Below are 17,431 nucleotides of genomic sequence, written 5' to 3'. Positions count from 1 at the left end.
TCAACCCTTCTTGCGCGGACCGCGATCGGTCGGCGGCTCGGACGGGCTGCCCTCGCCCGATCCGGCGCCGCCGCCTGTCTCCTTGCGCGCCGAGGTTTCTTTCCGGATTCCCTGCATGTCCCTGGCCTCGCGGATCAGGCCCGGCATCTTGGCAAGGCTGCCGCCCTCGACGCCGATATCGGAGAGAATGGAGTCGATCAGCGGCGCCTGGACGCGGTAGCGCAGCGCGGAGTCGATCACCTCGTCGGTCGCGCTGCGGCCGCCATTGCCGTTGCCGCCATTTCCGTTCAAGCCGTCGACCTGCAGGATGCGGATGCCCTCGATCTTCTCCATCGGCTTGACGCTCTCGCGCACGATGCCCTCGATGCGGTCGAGCAGCTTGCGCCGGAACAGCGAGTAGCGTGCCTGGTCGGTCAGGACGTTCTCGGCCTCGTTGAGCAGCTTCTGCGCCTCCGCTTCGACCGCGGCACGAACCCGCTCGGCCTCTGCGGCGATCCGCGTCTCCTCGGCCTGCTTCTCGGCCAGCAGCACCTCGACCGTCTTACGGCGGCGGGCAATCTCGCTCTCGCGCGCCGTGACGACTTTCTCCGCCGCTTCCGTTGCACGCGAGCGCGCCTCTTCGGCCGCGACCTTGGCCGCGGATTCCTCCAGCGATTTTTGATACAGCGCGATGGCCTTCTCCATCAGCGCAGTCTCGACGTCCTTCTCGCGGTTCACTTCGAGCTTACGCAGCTCGCGCTCGCGGCCGATGCGGGCCTCGTCGAGACCACGATCCGAGGCGATGCGGGCGCGTTCGACCTCCTCACGGGCCGCGATCTCGGCCTCCTGCAGCGACTGGACGCGCGCGACCTCGAGCTGCTCGATCGCCCGGCGACGCTCCAACCGGACGGCCTCCAGCGCCTGCTCGCGCGAGACATCGGCGGTCTCGACCTGCCTGCGCGCGACGATCTCGGCTTCCTTGACCTGACGATCCGCATCGATGCGCTCGGCTCGCTTGGCGGCGAGCTCGATGACGCGGGTTTCGTCGGCGAGCTCGATCGCCTTCTTGTGGTCGATGTTGAGCACCTCGCGCGTCCGCGACGAAGCAATGCGCTCGGCCTCCAGCGCCAGCTCGACCTCGATGCGGCGCCGCTCGACCGCCTCCCGACGCTTGAGATCGGCGGCCTCGACGGCCTCCGTGCGCTCGATCTCCAGGCTGCGCGTCTCCTTCTCCGACTGGATCCGCTTGGCTGTTACAGCCAGCTCCTGGGCGATGCGGGCCGCTTCGATCGCCTCGCGCGAGGCGATGTCGGCCTCCTCGATGGTCCTGACGCGCGCGATCTCCAGCGCACGCACCCGCTCCTCCTGCGCGATACGGCTGGCCTCCGTCGCCTCGCGCGCGGCGATGCCGGCGATCTCGATGCCCTGGTTGCGCTCGATCTCCAGCCTGCGCGTGGCGTGCTCGGCGGCGATCCGTTCCGCAGACAATGCCTGCTCGCGCGCGATCCGGGCGGCCTCGACCGCTTTCTGCGCCTCGATCTCAGCCTCCTGGATGTTGCGCACTTGGGCAATCTCGGTGGCGCGGGTGCGCTCGTCGGAGCTGATGCGCTCCAGATTGACGATCATGGTCTGCGCGATGCGCGCCTTCTCTGTCGCCTCGCGCGCGGCGATCTCCGCCTGCTCGATCGCGCGGGTGCGTTCGATCTCGCGGCGGCGTGTCTCCTCGTCATTGGCGATGCGCGCATCGGAGACGACGCGGTCCTGCTGAATCCTGGCCTTCTCCACCGCCTCGCGCGCGGCGATCTCGGCTTCCTCGATGGTGCGGGTCCGCTCGATATCGCGTTGGCGCACCTCGCGCTCAGATTCGATGCGCGCGGCGTCGATCGCGCGCTGGTTGGCGATCCGCGCCTTCTCGATGTCCTCGCGCGCCAGCAGCTCCCTCTCTTCGACGGCACGCGTCCGCTCGATCTCGCGCTGCCGCGTGTCGCGCTCGGCAGCGATTCGGGCCTCGGCAATCGTCAGTTCGTTCGCGATCCGCGCCTTCTCGATCGCCTCGCGCGCCATGATCTGTGCCTGCTCGGCCTCGGTCTCGCGCAGCGCCCGCTCGCGCGCCACCTCCGTCCGCTGCAGGGCGCGGCGCATCTCGATGTCGCGCTCCTGCTCCAGCCGCGCCGTCTCGCTCTCGCGCTCGATATCGAGCGCCTCGCGCTCAGCTTCGAGGTTGCGGGTGCGAATCTTGATCATCGAGTCCTGCTCGATGTCGTTGCGCAGCTTGCGCTTGCTCTCGATGTCCTCCATCAGCCGCGTCAGGCCCTCGGCATCGAACCGGTTCGAGGGGTTGAAAAATTCGAGATCTGTCTGGTCCAAATCGGTGATCGCCACCGATTCCAGCTCCAGGCCGTTCTGGGCCAGCGCCTCGGCCGCGGCCGCCTTGAGACGGGACACGTAGTCACCGCGCTGCTCGTGCATCTGCTCCATGGTCATTTCAGCGGCAACCGAGCGCATGGCCGAGATGAACTTGCCGGACAGCAGCGCATGCAGCCGCTCCGGCTCGAGGGTGCGACGGCCGAGCGTCGCCGCCGCGATCGACACCGCCTCGCGCGTCGGCTGGACACGAACGTAGAAGTCGGCCTCGACGTCGACCCGCATGCGGTCGCGCGTGATGACGGCGTCCTGCCGCGCGCGCGTGATACCCATCGGCAGCACGTTCATGTTCACCGGCGTATAGTCGTGAATGAAGGGCAGCACGAAGGCGCCGCCATTGATCACGACGCGCTCCCCGAGGAAGCCCGTGCGGACGAAGGACACCTCCTTCGAGGAGCGGTGATACAGCCAGTTGACGATGTAGACCGCGACCACGATGACGATGATCGCAATGATCAGCCAAAGAATCAGCTCACCGATCAGAGCCCCGGACATCTCATTTCTCCCTCAGTCTCTCGTCCGGCGAATGCGGCGCCTCAGCGCCGCTGCTGCCGGATCTCGTGTTGTCGCCTCAGACGCGGCGTGGCCGCGCGCTGATTGCCTTGAAATGTCGTACCTGCTCCGTCAGTGCGCGCTCCACCGGCAGCCGCTCCATCGAGGAGGCGCCGTAGAAGCCATGGCAGTTCTTGGTGTGCTTCATGATGAAGTCGGCGTCGGACGGCTCCGCGATCGGGCCGCCATGCGCCAGAACTAGAATCTCGGGGTTGACACTGAGCGCGGCCGAGGCCCAGCTGTCGATCAGGCCGGGACAGTCTTCGAGCTTGGGCGCGGTCTGCGCGCCGATCGAGCCGCCGGTTGTCAGACCGAGATGGCAGACGATGACGTCCGCACCCGCGATCGCCATGCCCGCGGCCTGGGCTTCATTGAAGACGTAAGGCGTCGTCAGCAGGTCCTTGTCATGCGCGCGCCCGATCATGTCGATCTCCAGCGCGTAGGAAATGCCCGTCTCCTCGAGATTGGCGCGGAAAGTGCCGTCGATCAGGCCGACGGTCGGGAAGTTCTGCACACCGGAGAAGCCGAGCGCCTTCAGCTCATCGAGGAACACATCCATGTCGCGGAACGGGTCGGTGCCGTTGACGCCCGCGAGCACCGGGGTCGACTTCACCACCGGCAGCACCTCGCTGGCCATCTCGACCACGATGGCATTGGCGTCGCCATAGGCCATCAGTCCGGCGAGCGAGCCGCGGCCGGCCATGCGATAACGGCCGGAATTGTAGATCACGATCAGGTCGATGCCGCCGGCCTCCTCGCATTTGGCCGACAGGCCGGTGCCGGCGCCGCCGCCGATGATCGGCACGCCACGGCGCACCATGTCGCGAAACTTCTTCAGCAGCGGTGCGCGCTCATATCTCGGCATGACCATCACCTCGCCTGTCTGCGCCGCGCCGGCAGCCGCCCAAGCATCGGCCGGATGGCGCCGACGACCACTGCTGCGAACTCATTGTCGTTGATGTGATGCGGCACGCGGATCAGGCGCCGGCTCGAGGTCTGCCGTACGGTCTGCTCGAGACTGCGGAACAGCGCCTCATCCGCCTCGCGATCGAAGAACGGCTGCCCGGGCGCATCGAGCGCGGAGACGCCCTTTTCCGGCAGGAGAAACCGGACCGATCCATCCATGCGATTGAGCCGCTCGCCGATCCAGCGCCCCATCTGCGCGTTCTCCGCGGCCGTCGTCCGCATCAGCGTGACCTGCGGATTGTGCACGTGGAATTTGCGGCCGCGGTAGCGCTCGGGAATGGTCTCGGGCGCGCCGAAATTCACCATGTCGAGCGCGCCGACCGAGCCGACATAGGGCACGCGGCTGCGGATGATCGCGCCGAAGCGATCCTCGGTTGCCGGAAACACACCGCCCATCAGCAGGTCGCAGACCTCGGTCGTGGTGAGATCGATCACGCCGGCGAGCATGCCGGACTCGACCAGCTTCTCCATCGAGCGGCCGCCGACGCCGGTGGCGTGGAAGACGAGGCACTCGTAGTCGTCGCGCAGCTCGGCCGTGAGCTTCTGCACCGCCGGCGTGGTCACGCCGAACATGGTGATGCCGATCGCGGGACGTTGCGGTCGGGTGCTGTCAGCGATAGCGGGCTTCCGCTGGCGGGCCATCACCATGCCGGCTAGCGCATGCGCGCCATTGCTCAGCACCGCGCGCGAAATCGAATTGAGACCCTGAACGTCGGTGACCGAGTACATCATCGCGATGTCGGCCGGCCCGACATAGGCGCCGACGTCACCGGATGCGACAGAGGAGATGATCAGCTTGGGCACACCGACGGGGAGCTCGCGCATGCCCGGCGCGACCAGCGACGTTCCGCCGGAGCCGCCCGCCGAGATGATACCTGCGACATTGTCCTGCCGGCGCAGCCAGCGCCCGAACGCATCCGCCATCGCGGTGACGGATGCGCCGCGATCGGCACCGAACACGGCGGGACCGCCGCGCGGATGATTGAGTGCGATCTCCTGGGCCGAGACGTCGCAGCTCGTATGGCGTCCGCTGGTGGAGACGTCGACCAGCCGGGTGCGCAGCCCGTGGCTCGCGACGAGATCGCGGATGAAGCGCAGTTCGTCACCCTTGGTGTCGAGCGTGCCGGCGACGATCACCGCGGGCGGACCTGACGTGATCGGCGCGGCGCGCTCACGGCCCTGGCGCGCGGCCTCGTCAAGTCGGCTGACGCTGGTGGAGAGCGTGCGCGCCTTGGCCTCGATCTGCGCGATCGGCACCGGCTGCGACCAGCGCGTCGGCAGCACGGGATTAGAGACGTAAACCTTTACGGGCGCAGCTTTCGGCGTCGTTGATACCGCCGCACGTGCGGCGGGCCTCTCCTGAACTTCGCCCGTCCCGAGATCGGTCTCGTCGCCGGCATGCTGGCCGACACCGAGCAGGCGCTGCTGCAGTTCGCGGTCGGCGGCGAGCCGGGCCGAGTCGATGATACGGTTGATGCGGCCATTGACCATGATCGCGACGCGGGACGAGATCGCGGTCGCAACGCCGATGTTCTGCTCGATCACGAGCACCGCCATGTCGCCGTCCTGGCTGAGCCGGATCAGCATCTCCTCGACCTGGGCGACGATGACCGGCGCCAAGCCCTCTGTCGGCTCATCCATGATCAGGAGCTGCGGATTGGTCAGCAGCGCGCGCGAGATCGCCAGCATCTGCTGCTCGCCGCCCGACAACTGGCCGCCGCCATTGTTGCGGCGCTCGGCGAGCCGCGGAAATGTTTCGTAGACGCGCTCGACGGTCCAGGCGCCGCGGCGCAGGCCGGCGGCGAGTCGCAGATGCTCGTCGACGCTGAGCGAGCGCCACAGACGCCGCCCCTGCGGCACATAGCCGACGCCGAGCCGCGCGATGCGCGCCGGATTGAGCCCGGTGATATCATTGCCGCGCAGACGCACCGTGCCGGCGGACGGCCGCAGCAGGCCCATGATGCCCTTGCACAGCGTCGTCTTGCCCATGCCGTTGCGGCCGACCAGCGAGAAGACGCCGCTGTCGAGCCGGAGATCGACGCCCTGCAGCGCATGCGAATGGCCGTAGTACACGTCGAGGCCGCGGACCTCGAGCGCAGGCGCGGAGCGGCGGACGTCATTCATGGCCGCCTCCGAGATAGAGCTCCTGCACCTCCGGATCGGATTCGATCTCCTGCGGTGCGCCTTCCTTGAAGATGCGGCCGTTGTGCATCATCGTCACGCTCTCGACGACGCGCAGCGCCACGTCCATGTCGTGCTCGATGATGATGTAACCGATGTGCGGCGGCAGCGACGTCAGGATCTCGACCAGCTCGCGCCGCTCGGTCGGCGACAGACCCGCCGCCGGCTCGTCGAACAGGATGAATCGGGGCGCGCCGGCCAGCGCCAGCGCGATCTCGAGCTGCCGCTGCTGGCCATGGGCGAGCTCCGAAACCAGTTGATCACGCACGGACGTCAGATGCACGGCCTCGATCAGGCGCTCGGCCGCCTGCATCAGGGCGTCATTGGCGCTGGGACGCAGCATCGAGAAGCGCGCGCGCGAGACGCCACGGCATGCCAGATAGACATTGTCGCGCACCGACAGGCCGAGGAACAGCGCCGAGATCTGGTAGGTGCGGCGCAGCCCGCGGCGGATCCGCTCGTAGGGCGGAAAGGCGGTGATGTCCTCGCCGAAGAAGCGGATCGTGCCTGAGGTCGGCAGGAAGTCGCCGGTCACGCAGTTGAACAGGGTGGTCTTGCCGGCGCCGTTCGAGCCGAGCACCGCGCGCCGCTCGCCGGGCCGCACCGTGATCGTGATGTCGGTCAGCGCGGCGAGCGCACCGAACATCCGCGTGACACCGCGCAATTCGAGGGCTGCAGTCGAGCCGAGCGCCGAGAGCCGGTCAGCGACCCTATCCATGGCCGTGACCTCCGGGGCGCGACCTCGGCTCCGATGCCCCGCTGCGACGGCGCCACCGCTCATAGAGCCCGATGACGCCGTCGGAGGACCAGAACACGATAGCGAGAAAGCCGAGCCCGATCAGCAGCCGGAACCGGTTGCCGTCGAGCCCGACCTTCACCAGGAAGTCGAGCGCGAAGGTGCGCAGGATGACGAAGATGAAGGCGCCGATATAGGGCCCAACCGGCCGGGTAATGCCGCCGACGACGGCGACGATGAGAATGTCGATGCAGCGCTCGACCGCGACAGATCCGGGCGAGATCTGCCGATAGTTCCAGACCTGCAGCACGCCACCCATGCCGGCGATCAGGGCCGCGAACGCATAGGCGGCGATGCGATGTGCATTGACGTTGAAGCCGAGCGCGGCCATGCGTCTGGGATTGTCGCGCACACCCTGCAGCGCCAGGCCGAACGGCGCGCGCGACAGATAGAGCACAGCGAAATAGCCCAGTGCGGCCACCGCCAGCGTCAGGTAATAGAACGCGACGTCCATGCGCCAATCGACGCCGAGAAAATGCGGCGTGGCGATCGTGTTGATGCCGGTGTGGCCGTTGAATATCGCCCAGTTCTGATTGGTGAAATAATAGAACGCCGCGCCGATCGCGAGCGTGATCATGATGGTGTAGATGCCCTCGGTGCGTACCGCCAGCGCGCCGCCCAGCGTGCCGAACAGCACCGCGAGCACCAGGGCCATCGGCGTCGCCAACCACCACGGCCATCCCAGGCTGATATTGGCGTTGCCGCTGACGCCGAACACGGCGACCATGTACCCGGCAAAGCCCGCGATCGTCAGCTGCATCAGGCTGACCATGCCGCCATAGCCGGCGAGGAACATCAGGCTCAGCGCGATGGTGCCGAGGATCAGGGTCGTGCCGAAGATCTCGATCAGGAAGAAGCCGTTGGCGATCAGCGGCATGATCAGCAGCAGCGCGGAGACCGCCCAGGCCCAGGGCTGCTCGGTGGCCGACCATGCGGCCGGCTGCCGTGCGGCGCCGCCTGCCAGCATGCTCTCCCGCGCACTTGCCTCCTGGATCAGCGACATCTCATCGCCTCGCCAGGAGGCCCTGGGGCCGCAGCGCGAGCACCAGCACCATGATCAGGAAGGTCACGACGATCGCATAGGTCGGGATGTAGACCGAGCCGAGCTGCTCGGCGAGCCCAATGATCAGCGCGCCGAGCGCGGCTCCCGGGATCGATCCCATGCCGCCGACGATGACGACGACCAGCGAGGCCAGCAAAAAGCGCGTGTCCTCGCCGGGTGAGATCGACTGGAAGGTTCCGCCGACCACGCCGGCAATGCCGGCCAGCCCCGCGCCCAGTGCGAACACCAGCACGAAGACGAGCTGAATCTGCACACCGGTCGCCGCCAGGATCTCGCGATCATCCACGCCGGCGCGCACGATCATGCCGACGCGGGTGCGGTTGAGCGCGAGCCACATCGCGACGCCGATCACGACGGAGCCGCAGAAGATCACCAGCCGCACCAGCGGATACTGCAGGAACACGGCCTCGCCCGACGATTTCATCGCCGTCATCAGCGGCAGCTGTACCGGCCCGATCAGCCAGGCTGGCGTCTGGATCTGATAGAAGTCGCCGCCGAACGCCCACAGCATCAGATCGGCGAACACGATCGAGAGGCCGATCGTCACCATGGTCTGGCGCAGGTCCTGGCCCTCCATGCGACGAAAGACGAGCAGCTGCAGGAGAACGCCGATGGCCGCGACGAGGATGAAGGCGGCGACGAAGGCGAGGATCCATGACCCGGTCGCGGCGGACACGCCGTAGCCCACATAGCCGCCGAGCAGATAGAGCGAGCCGTGCGCAAGGTTGACGTTTCGCATCAGGCCGAAGATCAACGTGAAGCCGCTCGCGACCAGGAAATACAGTCCGCCCAGCGTGATGCCATTGAACACCGCACTCAGGAACACCTTCTTGCGGCCGATCGCCTCCTCGAGCCCCGGCGGCCAGACGGCGAAGATCAGCCACGCCAGCAGCGCCAAGGCGAGAAGAAGAATGAGGGACCAGATCGGGTGACGCTCGATGAAGCGGCTCATCAGCCCGCCCTCACGACAAGAGGGACGGATCCGTCGTCACAGCGGAAAGGCGCATTCAGCCGAAGATCGCCGGGTCTGCCGGCCATCGCTCGTCCTCCCTCGTCGGATCCTTTTGCGGATCACGTTGCCCAGAGTGTAGCGGCAGACGAGAGTGCGCACTTGATCGACAGTCTCTTTTCGCGCGACGCGCAGCAGCACATCAGGCGCGCAGCACCTTTGCAGCGCGGCGATAGTCGGTCGGCGCCATGCCGACATTGCCGGCGAAGAAGCGCGTGAAGCCGCTCTGGGAGGTGAATCCGAGATCGAACCCAATGTCGGCAATCGGTGCTTCCGTTGCCACGACGGCATCGAGCGCCCGCTCCATCAGCAGCGTATTCAGATAGAGATTGGGCGTCACTCCGGTCTGGCTGCGGAACAGCCGATAGAAATGCGGCCGCGATAGTCCGGATTCGCGGGCGATCTGATCGAGCTCGATCTCGGCGCATGGACTGTCCGACATCAGCTTGATGCACTTGCGAACACGAAAATCCGTCACTTCCGCGCATGGCCGTTCGGGCATCTGCTCCGAAACGCGCCAGCTTTCCTCGTAGCAACTGTCGATCAGCTGCCGCAGCTCGCCGTCGAGGCAACCGAGCGATGGCGCGCCACATACCAACGCTGCGGCGCGGCGAATGCAGCGATCGAGCGCGGCGGTCCGCCGGAAGCAGGTACGACCAAACCGCAAGCCCTGCTCGCGCGCGGCCGATGGCGTGAACCACTCCGCATTGACGTAGAGCACGAAGAAGATGGCGCCGTTGCCGACATCGTTCGGCAGGAAATTATGCGGTTCCCACGGATTGACCGCGACGATCCAGTTCTCGCCGATCTGATAATGCTGATCGCAGACGTCAATATCGGCCGGCGTCCCGCCAACGTGAAAGATCAGATGTCCCTCGCGATGGGCATGCACATTGAATGGCCGATTGAGCTGATAAACCGTCGCACGGCCGAAGCGAGCATGAAAGACGGCGAGCGCCCTACTCATCACTTCCTCACCGAAATGGTTCTTATTGTTCGTCAGCGTCGATCATCGCTTGGCAGAAAGCAAGGGACGCGACGACGCGGCCCGAGCCCGCTCGAGCCGCGTCGCCCTCTGCAGAAAGGTCAGTACTTCTTACATTCAGGCACGGTGCGGCTCGGCAGGCCGATCTTGGCGAAGGTGGCGGCATCATATCCCAGCGTCTGGTTGACGTCGGGAATCACCTTCACCACCTTGCTGAACAGCGCGCCCTTGCCGTCGTCGACGACCTCGGTGACGAAGTTGGTGCCGATGGCTTGGCGGTTGGCGTCGAGCTTGATCTTGCCGTTGGGAGCATCGATCTCGATCTTCGCCAGCGCCGCCTTGAGCTTGGCCTGGTTGTTCGACAGATCGCCATTGACCTCGCGCAGCGCCAGGATCAACGCCATGGTCGAACCATAGTAGTTGGTGGCAAGCAGCGACGGGCTCGGGAAGCGCTTCTCCGGCGGGAACGAGTCCTGATAGGCCTTCACGAACTTCTGCCAGCGCGGATCCTCCCAGGTATCGGCCTGACCCGACGCCGCAATCGTACCGATCAGGGCGTTCTTGGCATTTCCCTTGGACGACAGGATGGTCTGGTCGATCATGATCGAGCCGCCCATCAGGTGCGCCTTGCCGCCGGCCTGCTGATACTGGTTGAGGAAGTTGACGGCATCGGCGCCGCCGAGACCGAGATAGATCGCATCGACGTCATCGGGCAGCGCCGCAATCACCGACGCGAAATCCTTGGTGCCGAGCGGGACCCATTGCCGGCTGGTGATCTTGCCGCCCAGGCCGCAGAACTCCAGCGCCAGGCCGAACACCTGGGTGTAGATGAAGGAATAGTCTTCGCCGACGGTCGCGATCTTGCGATAGCCCTTGGTCTCGTAGGCATATTTGCCGAGGCCGACCTGCCATTGGGCGCCGTCCATGTTGAAGCGGAAGAAGTTCGGCGCGGGATCGACATAGGTCGTCTCCTGTGCGCCGGACGCGGCGTTCACGAAGGTCAGCTCAGGGTGCGTCTTGGCGAAGTTCTTGACGGCGATGCCCTCGTCGCCCGACAGCGGCGACAGCAGAATCTGTACCTTGTCCTGCTCGATCAGCTTGCGCACGGCACGGACGGCCGAGTCCGGCGTGGCGTCGGTCGACGCGACGACGAATTCCAGCTCCTTGTCGCCGACCTTCTTGCCGAGCACGTTCAACGCGGTGACATGTCCGCGCATCCCGTCCTCACCGAGCACGGTATAGGTGCCCTCCAGCGTCGCCGTGACGCCGACCTTGATCTTTTCCTGCGCGAATGCCGTGCCGGACAGCAAAAGCGCCGTGAACACGGCGATACCTACACTTCGCATGTGCATCGAACTCCTCCCTTGTCGCCCATTGCTGGGGCACACGAGCGTGTGCCGGCCACTGTTTCTCTGGCCATGTTGGCAGCGGACCTTCCCGGCGCCTCGCGTCATCTCTGACGAGCGACGGTCAGTCCCCATCGACCGCGGAGGCTACCGGATGAGCCGAGCGCGCGTGCAACCCGCCTGGCCTCGACCTTGACGACGAGTCTCATTTTCCATGATGCGACGCGATAAGGGCGTAACGCATTCCGCGTACGTCGCGGTCCCGTCAGTCCCCGGCAAGCGTGGTCGGCGGCCTCGCCGCGCTGCAGAGCCCGAGCAACTCAACTGCCTCGGCCCGGCTCCCTCGGGATCGTCTTGGCGTTCAGTCGCCGCGATCGTACCGTCACCCGGGAGCGACGAATGCGCCGCTTCCGGAATTCCAATCCGCACATGACGATATCGATGCTTTCATTCGGGTGCCGCACGCGGCGCCCGTGGAACGCGAGCCATTTCTCGACCTGCCGCACGACCACGCGGCCGAGGTCCAGCCGCCGCACCAGCTCTTCACGCGTATGCAGCGAGGCGATGTCGACGATGTAGTCGAGCCGCTCCGACATGGTCCGGCCGACGAGCCGCGCGTACTCACTCGATACCAGCAAGGTTACGACCCGCTCAGGCAGATGCGGCTCACCCATTTCCAATCCTGCACTCCACCGTGCCCACCGGCCGACCCGAAAGGTCGGCAATCCGGCAAATGCAGGCACGGCGCCCCCCGATGACAATTCGACCGTGACACGCCAGGGACGGCCCGGTCGCCGCGACGATATCCTTTCGCCTCATTCCACGACGCCGCGCGCGGCGCGCTCATCGTCGCTCTGCACTCGACTTTCCATCACGAGTACACGCGCTCCGCCCGGTCGTGAGACGGCGCTGCATCCTGGTCTCTCCCCGTTGTCGACACGAGCGACTTCGTGATCTCCTGAGCCCGCATCGGCAACACCGAGAGCAGCGTGTCGCTCAGGCCGTGCGAGGTTTCGGCGCAGCCTTGGACATAGACTTGTGGACAAAACGCCGGGCTTGTCTGCAGACGATAGTCGCGATCGAGCGACGCCGACTCGATGTAGCGGCTGATCGGATCGAGACACGCCGGGACCGGAGATCGCTCGTAGCCGGTGGCGAGCACGACGGCATCGTACACTGCCCGGCGGCGGACCTCCTCGTCCTTGTTGACGAACTCGAGCTCCATCCCCCCCGGGACGGCATGAGCTGCGACGATCTCGCTGCGCGGATGGAGCGTCAGCGTCCGAGCCCCGGCGACACGCTGTTGGTACGTCATCCGGTAGAGCTGATCGAGCAGGTCGGGGTCGACCACCGCATAATTGGTATTTCGGAAGCTGCGGACGATCGTCTCGCGTTGCCCGTCGGACCGCGAATGGAAATAATCGGTGTAGTCCGGGTTGAAGATCTCGTTCACGAACGGGCTGCTATCGGCCGGCTTGAGGGCGTGCCCGCGGAAGACCAGATCGATGTGGGCGTCGGGAACCCGTTCGCTGAGATCGAGCGTGACTTCAGCCGCACTTTGCCCGCCGCCGACGACCGCCACCCGCGGCGACCGGCCGTTCGATCCTGCCGCAAGCGACGAGCCGAGATAGCCGCTGGTGTGCACGACGCGCGGATCGATCGCGACCGCTCGGAATACCGACGGGATGTGCGGCACGCCGCCGACGGCGGCCACGAGGTGCCGCGTGACGCGTGACCGTTCTTTCCCGTCAGCCATGCGCGTGAGCACGCGAAGCGCGGTGACGGACTGGCCGGCGTGCACGGGCTCGACAGCCTCGACCGTCTCTCCATACGCAACCATGCCGCTGAACTGACCGGCGACCCAACGGAGGTAGTCGTTGAACTCGATCCGGCTCGGATAGAACGTCTTGCAGTTGGTGAAGTCGAGCAGCCGCCCGGACTTGTGCAGGTAGTTGACGAAGGTGAACGGACTGGTCGGATCGCGAAGCGATACGAGGTCCTTGAGGAAGGAGATCTGCATGTTGCTGCCGGGCAGCAGCATGCCGCCATGCCACTTGAAGTCCTGCTGCTTCTCCAGGAACAGGGACCGGCATTTCAAGCGCTGCTGTCTCGCGCAATCGTCGATCGCGATCGCCAGTGCGAGGTTCGATGGCCCGAAGCCAATGCCGACGACATCATAGTCAGGGGCAGGATGATACGACATGGTGATGCTCCGTCCGCGCTAGGCTTCTGTGGGTGCTTCATTGGTCGCCGGCTGCCACAGCCGGTCGCCGAAGAAGCGCTCGCGCAGCAACATGACCAGGGTTGCCCGCTTGTGTGGGAAATCGAAGTTCTTGAGCCGGGCAAACCCAGCCAGATCCAGGTTGCGCAACTGCTGCGAATGCGCCGCCGCCGGCTCGCCGACGATACGCTCGGTGCGGCAATCGTCGAGGAACATGTAGTGCATGAGCGAGGGAAGCCAGGCCGTGATGAAGCGACGGCCCCGGAAGCCGTCCTCGCCAACGATCACGTGCCAGCCGCGATCATAGTCCGCCGCATCGTAGAACGGCGCGATGCGATTTTCCTTCGCCCAATAGAGCTCGAAATAGCCGAACGGCTGATCACCGAAGGAGCCGATCAGCGGCACCATGTGGGGGTCCGACATGATCCGCGACAGATACTGTCGGTGCTTGTCGATATCCCCCGCTTCATTCCAGAACGAGTCCACCCGCGGATCGTTGAGCCAGCGGTGGACCAGCGGGAGATCGTGAGCGATGTCGACGACGCGAAAACTGACGACGTCGGACAGCCAGGGAATGAAGCGGGCGTAGACGGTGCCGACCGGTTTGGGCGGCCGCCGCGGATGGCGCCTGCCGTCGGTCATAGCGTAGGACAGTGGAAACGCCGGGCGCGCGGCGTCCGTCAGCCAGTTCCCGCGAAGCTGCATCACCATGTCCGGATACAGCGCCAGCCTGCCGTCGGTCGCGACCGCAACGCCGTGTTTCGCCAAGGCCGATGCTGCTGCCGGTTTGTCGTCAAGCGTGATGACGAGCCTCTCGAGCGACGGCGCCCAGCCGAAGACCGCTTCGGCCATTGCCACCACTCCGCGCGACACCCGGCGCCAATCATCGATCCCGTCGTGCACGATCAGACGCGTCAGTTCGCCATCCGGCCGAAGCGACAGCAATGGCGCGCCGTCCGCGATCACCCGGAGCCCGTCATCGTCGCGAACGACCGACATTGTCGCATCGGTTGCGACAGGGAATGTCCGGACACTACCCCTAACGCTCGCAGTCGCGCTCATGCGAACTCCTTCCCTCTCATTGATCTGCACGGGCGCCATCTCTGTCCACTCCCGCTCAGGATGTAGATCGGCCGGCATGACGAAGACAACAAAGCTTGTAGCGCTGCCTTTAGATTAACTACAAAGATGCGGCTCACGGATTCGATGCTCCAAGCGACGGAGCGGGCTCCTGCATAACGGTCGTGAGCGTGCGTTGCCTTTGTGCCGGCTCGCGGCGTTCAGCGGCGTCGCTGGCGTCAATCCGACCGTCGCGCAGGCGCACGATCCGATCGGCGCAGTGGAAGTAGCGATCGTCGTGTGAGATCACGATGATCGTCTTGCCCAGACGTTTGAGGTCGGCGAGCAGCTCGGTGTAGAAGATTTGACGGAACGCCGGGTCCTGGTCGGCCGCCCATTCGTCGAACACCAGCACCGGCCGTCCCTCGATCCAGGCATTGATCAGGGCGAGCCGCTTGCGCTGGCCCGTCGACAGGTCGGTGGTGGAGAATGCGCCGCCATCGATCGAGACCTTGTGGGCGAGCTCGAGACGGTCGAGATAGCGCTGCGCGAGCTCCGGCCGCTGACTGCTCTGCTGCGCCAAGGTGTCGAACAGGAAATAGTCCGAGAATATTGTGGTGAAGAGCTGCCGATAATCGTCGCGGGTCTCGTTGACGACCGGGCTGCCGTCGCGCAGCAGCACGCCGCGGTCGGGCACATAGAGTCCGAGCAGCAGCTTGATCAGCGTCGTCTTGCCGCTGCCGTTTTCACCGACGATGAAGACGATCTCGCCGCGGCGAATGCGAAGGTCGATCGGCCCGATGGTGAAGGGGCGCTCGGACGACAGCGCGGGGAAGGCGTAGGAGACGCCGCGCAGTTCGATCGATTCGATCTGGTCGGCGGTTCGATCCTGCGGATCATCGAGCAGTTCCGCCTCTGCGGCGGTGAAACGGTCCGACAACTCGGCGATCCGGCGCATCGCGACCTGCGCGCGGCCGAGCGACGGCAGCATGCCGATCAACTGGTCGATTGGTCCGCGCATGAACAGCAGCACCAGAACGAAGCCGCTGGACACCGAGGCCGGGCTGTCGGGCCACAGCAGTGGACGCAGCACCAGAGCGGTCCCGATCACCAGGAATAGGAGAACCGTCCCGAGCGCGCGCGCCGTCACGAGCAGATTGATGGCCTTGATCTGCACGTTGCCGATCCGGTCGACCGTCCGGCCGATCAGATCGACATGGACGTGGCGCCGGCGCGGGCGATGCAGGCGCAACTCCTTGGCGCCTTCGGAGATCGCGCGGTAATGCTTCTGCAGGTCGTCTTCGTATTGGCGCGCGAGAGTGAAGCCCATCATTCCGCGCTTGCGGGCGAGGTAATGGACGAACGACCCGAGCGCGATCAAGGCTGCCGTGACCAGGAACAGCGGCCACGACAGCACCGCCAAGTAGATCAGGCAGCCGGCGACGATGACGCCCGACACCAGGAAGGCCGGAAAGAAGAACGCGAAATCGCTGATGGCGTCGACATCCTTGGTCAGGACCGGGATGAGGCGGTGCGACCGATAGGATTCGAGCTGGTCGATCGGCGCCATCAGGATCTTGGCGGCCAGCGACTTGCGCAACGAGGCCACGATCCGCTGGCCGACGACATTCGCGCTGATGTCAGAGCCGACCGACCCGATCACGATCAGAATGCAGAGACCGGCGAACGAGGCGACGAGGCCACCGACGTCGCCTGCCCCTGCGTAGAGGCCGCGGTTCACCACGGCGAGCAGGCCCGCAACGCTGGCGCCGCCGAGGAGACCGAGCAGAATGGCTGCGGCGAGCAGCAGCCAATAGGGCCGCAGCAGGCTTCCGACGCTGGCAACGCCTGGATTGGATGACGTCATCATGGATTGCCGGCTCCCATTCGCGTGGCGAAGACAGCGGCGAGCTTGGCGCCGATGTCGGCGCGGGCGTGCAAAGCGTCCGGAACGACGTTGCCCATGCGCAGGAACTCGTGGATCATGCCGGGATAGACCTTCAGATCCACGGCGGCGCCGGCCGCGCGCAAGCGTGCGGCATAGGCCCGCCCCTCGTCCGCCAGCGGATCGAACTCGGGGAGCACGATCAGCGCGGGCGCGACGCGCGTGAGATCGGACGCGGCCAGCGGCGCAAATCGCCAGTCGTGGCGATCGGCGTCATGGCGGAGATAATGGTCGAAGAACCAGTCCACGGTCTCGCGCTCGAGCAGATAACCCGAACCGTATTTCTCATAGGAGTCCGAGACCTGCTGCGGGCTGAGCCCGGGATAGGCAAGGACCTGAAGGACAGGCTGCGGTAAGGCCCGGTCGTCGCGCGCGGCGATCGCCAACGCCGCGGCCAGCGTGCCCCCCGCACTGTCGCCGCCGATCGCGACCCGCCGCGGGTCGAGGCCAAGTGCAGGCCCCTCGCGCCCGATCCAAGCGAGGGCATCGACGCAGTCCTCGAATGCCGTCGGAAACCGGTGCTCCGGCGCCAGCCGGTAGGCGATCGACAGCACTGCCGCGCCGCTGTCATCGGCAAGGCCCCGGCACAACGGCTGGTGCGAGTCGAGGCTGCCGACGACGAAGCCGCCGCCATGCATGTAGAGCAGCACGGGCATCGGATCGGCGACGTCCAACGGCCGCGCTGCATAGAGGCGCCCGGCAATCTCCGTCGCGTCGCGCATCGGCAGCGCAAGCTGCCTCTCGAAGGCGAGCGGCGGCGGATCGACATCCAGCAGCGGCGAGGAGGCGTCGAAATCGGCACGCGCCTGCGCCGGCGTAAGTTGCGGAAACGGAATGCGCGCGCCCGATTCCGTTCCGAGCTGGATCATCTCGAGCAGTGCCGCGATATCAGGATGAACGCCCAT

Annotated in this window: 13 protein-coding genes; all 13 read right to left on the bottom strand. The window is 65.9% G+C overall.

Going from position 1 to position 17,431, the window contains the following annotated elements; genetic code table 11:
- Nucleotides 1-2,898, bottom strand: coding sequence for a flotillin domain-containing protein (locus ACQR0U_RS21690; protein ID WP_434872250.1), 2,898 nt, complete (start codon nt 2,896-2,898; stop codon nt 1-3).
- 76 nt (nt 2,899-2,974) lie between these two features.
- Complete coding sequence (locus tag ACQR0U_RS21685; RefSeq protein WP_434872249.1) at nt 2,975-3,820, bottom strand: phosphoenolpyruvate hydrolase family protein; 846 nt, start codon at nt 3,818-3,820, stop codon at nt 2,975-2,977.
- A 5-nt stretch (nt 3,821-3,825) separates the two neighbouring features.
- Nucleotides 3,826-6,045 carry an ABC transporter permease gene (locus tag ACQR0U_RS21680; protein ID WP_434872248.1) on the bottom strand — a complete coding sequence of 740 codons (2,220 nt, stop codon included), beginning with the start codon at nt 6,043-6,045 and terminating at the stop codon, nt 3,826-3,828.
- A complete protein-coding gene (locus ACQR0U_RS21675; protein WP_315717437.1) occupies nt 6,038-6,820 on the bottom strand; it encodes an ABC transporter ATP-binding protein in 783 nt (260 codons plus the stop codon). The genes ACQR0U_RS21680 and ACQR0U_RS21675 overlap by 8 nt, the downstream gene beginning before the upstream one ends.
- Entirely contained in the window at nt 6,813-7,901 is a 1,089-nt protein-coding gene (locus ACQR0U_RS21670; protein ID WP_434843877.1) for a branched-chain amino acid ABC transporter permease, read from the bottom strand. Before ACQR0U_RS21670 ends, ACQR0U_RS21675 begins: the two co-directional genes overlap by 8 nt.
- A 1-nt stretch (nt 7,902) precedes the next feature.
- Nucleotides 7,903-8,913: a branched-chain amino acid ABC transporter permease gene (locus ACQR0U_RS21665; RefSeq protein ID WP_316226547.1), complete on the bottom strand. Its 1,011-nt coding sequence runs from the start codon at nt 8,911-8,913 to the stop codon at nt 7,903-7,905.
- 199 nt (nt 8,914-9,112) lie between these two features.
- A complete protein-coding gene (locus ACQR0U_RS21660; protein WP_315827785.1) occupies nt 9,113-9,937 on the bottom strand; it encodes an AraC family transcriptional regulator in 825 nt (274 codons plus the stop codon).
- A 119-nt stretch (nt 9,938-10,056) separates the two neighbouring features.
- The gene (locus tag ACQR0U_RS21655) at nt 10,057-11,307 is read right to left on the bottom strand and encodes an ABC transporter substrate-binding protein (RefSeq protein ID WP_315752524.1); all 1,251 of its coding nucleotides are present in this window, start codon (nt 11,305-11,307) and stop codon (nt 10,057-10,059) included.
- 314 nt (nt 11,308-11,621) lie between these two features.
- The gene (locus tag ACQR0U_RS21650; RefSeq protein ID WP_316170919.1) at nt 11,622-11,975 is read right to left on the bottom strand and encodes a hypothetical protein; all 354 of its coding nucleotides are present in this window, start codon (nt 11,973-11,975) and stop codon (nt 11,622-11,624) included.
- 197 nt (nt 11,976-12,172) lie between these two features.
- Nucleotides 12,173-13,504, bottom strand: coding sequence for a lysine N(6)-hydroxylase/L-ornithine N(5)-oxygenase family protein (locus ACQR0U_RS21645; protein ID WP_434872247.1), 1,332 nt, complete (start codon nt 13,502-13,504; stop codon nt 12,173-12,175).
- Nucleotides 13,505-13,522: 18 nt separating this feature from the next.
- Nucleotides 13,523-14,584 (bottom strand): GNAT family N-acetyltransferase, encoded by a 1,062-nt coding sequence (locus ACQR0U_RS21640; RefSeq protein ID WP_434843896.1) that lies wholly within the window; start codon nt 14,582-14,584, stop codon nt 13,523-13,525.
- 133 nt (nt 14,585-14,717) lie between these two features.
- Nucleotides 14,718-16,451, bottom strand: a complete 1,734-nt coding sequence (locus ACQR0U_RS21635; protein WP_434843879.1) for a cyclic peptide export ABC transporter — start codon at nt 16,449-16,451, stop codon at nt 14,718-14,720.
- A complete protein-coding gene (locus tag ACQR0U_RS21630; protein WP_434843880.1) occupies nt 16,448-17,431 on the bottom strand; it encodes an alpha/beta hydrolase in 984 nt (327 codons plus the stop codon). Before ACQR0U_RS21630 ends, ACQR0U_RS21635 begins: the two co-directional genes overlap by 4 nt.

The organism is Bradyrhizobium sp. HKCCYLRH3097 (assembly GCF_051167875.1).
In the GTDB taxonomy this organism is placed as follows: Bacteria; Pseudomonadota; Alphaproteobacteria; order Rhizobiales; family Xanthobacteraceae; genus Bradyrhizobium.
Note: the sequence above shows the minus strand (reverse complement) of the source record. Positions and strands in the feature narration are given on the sequence as shown.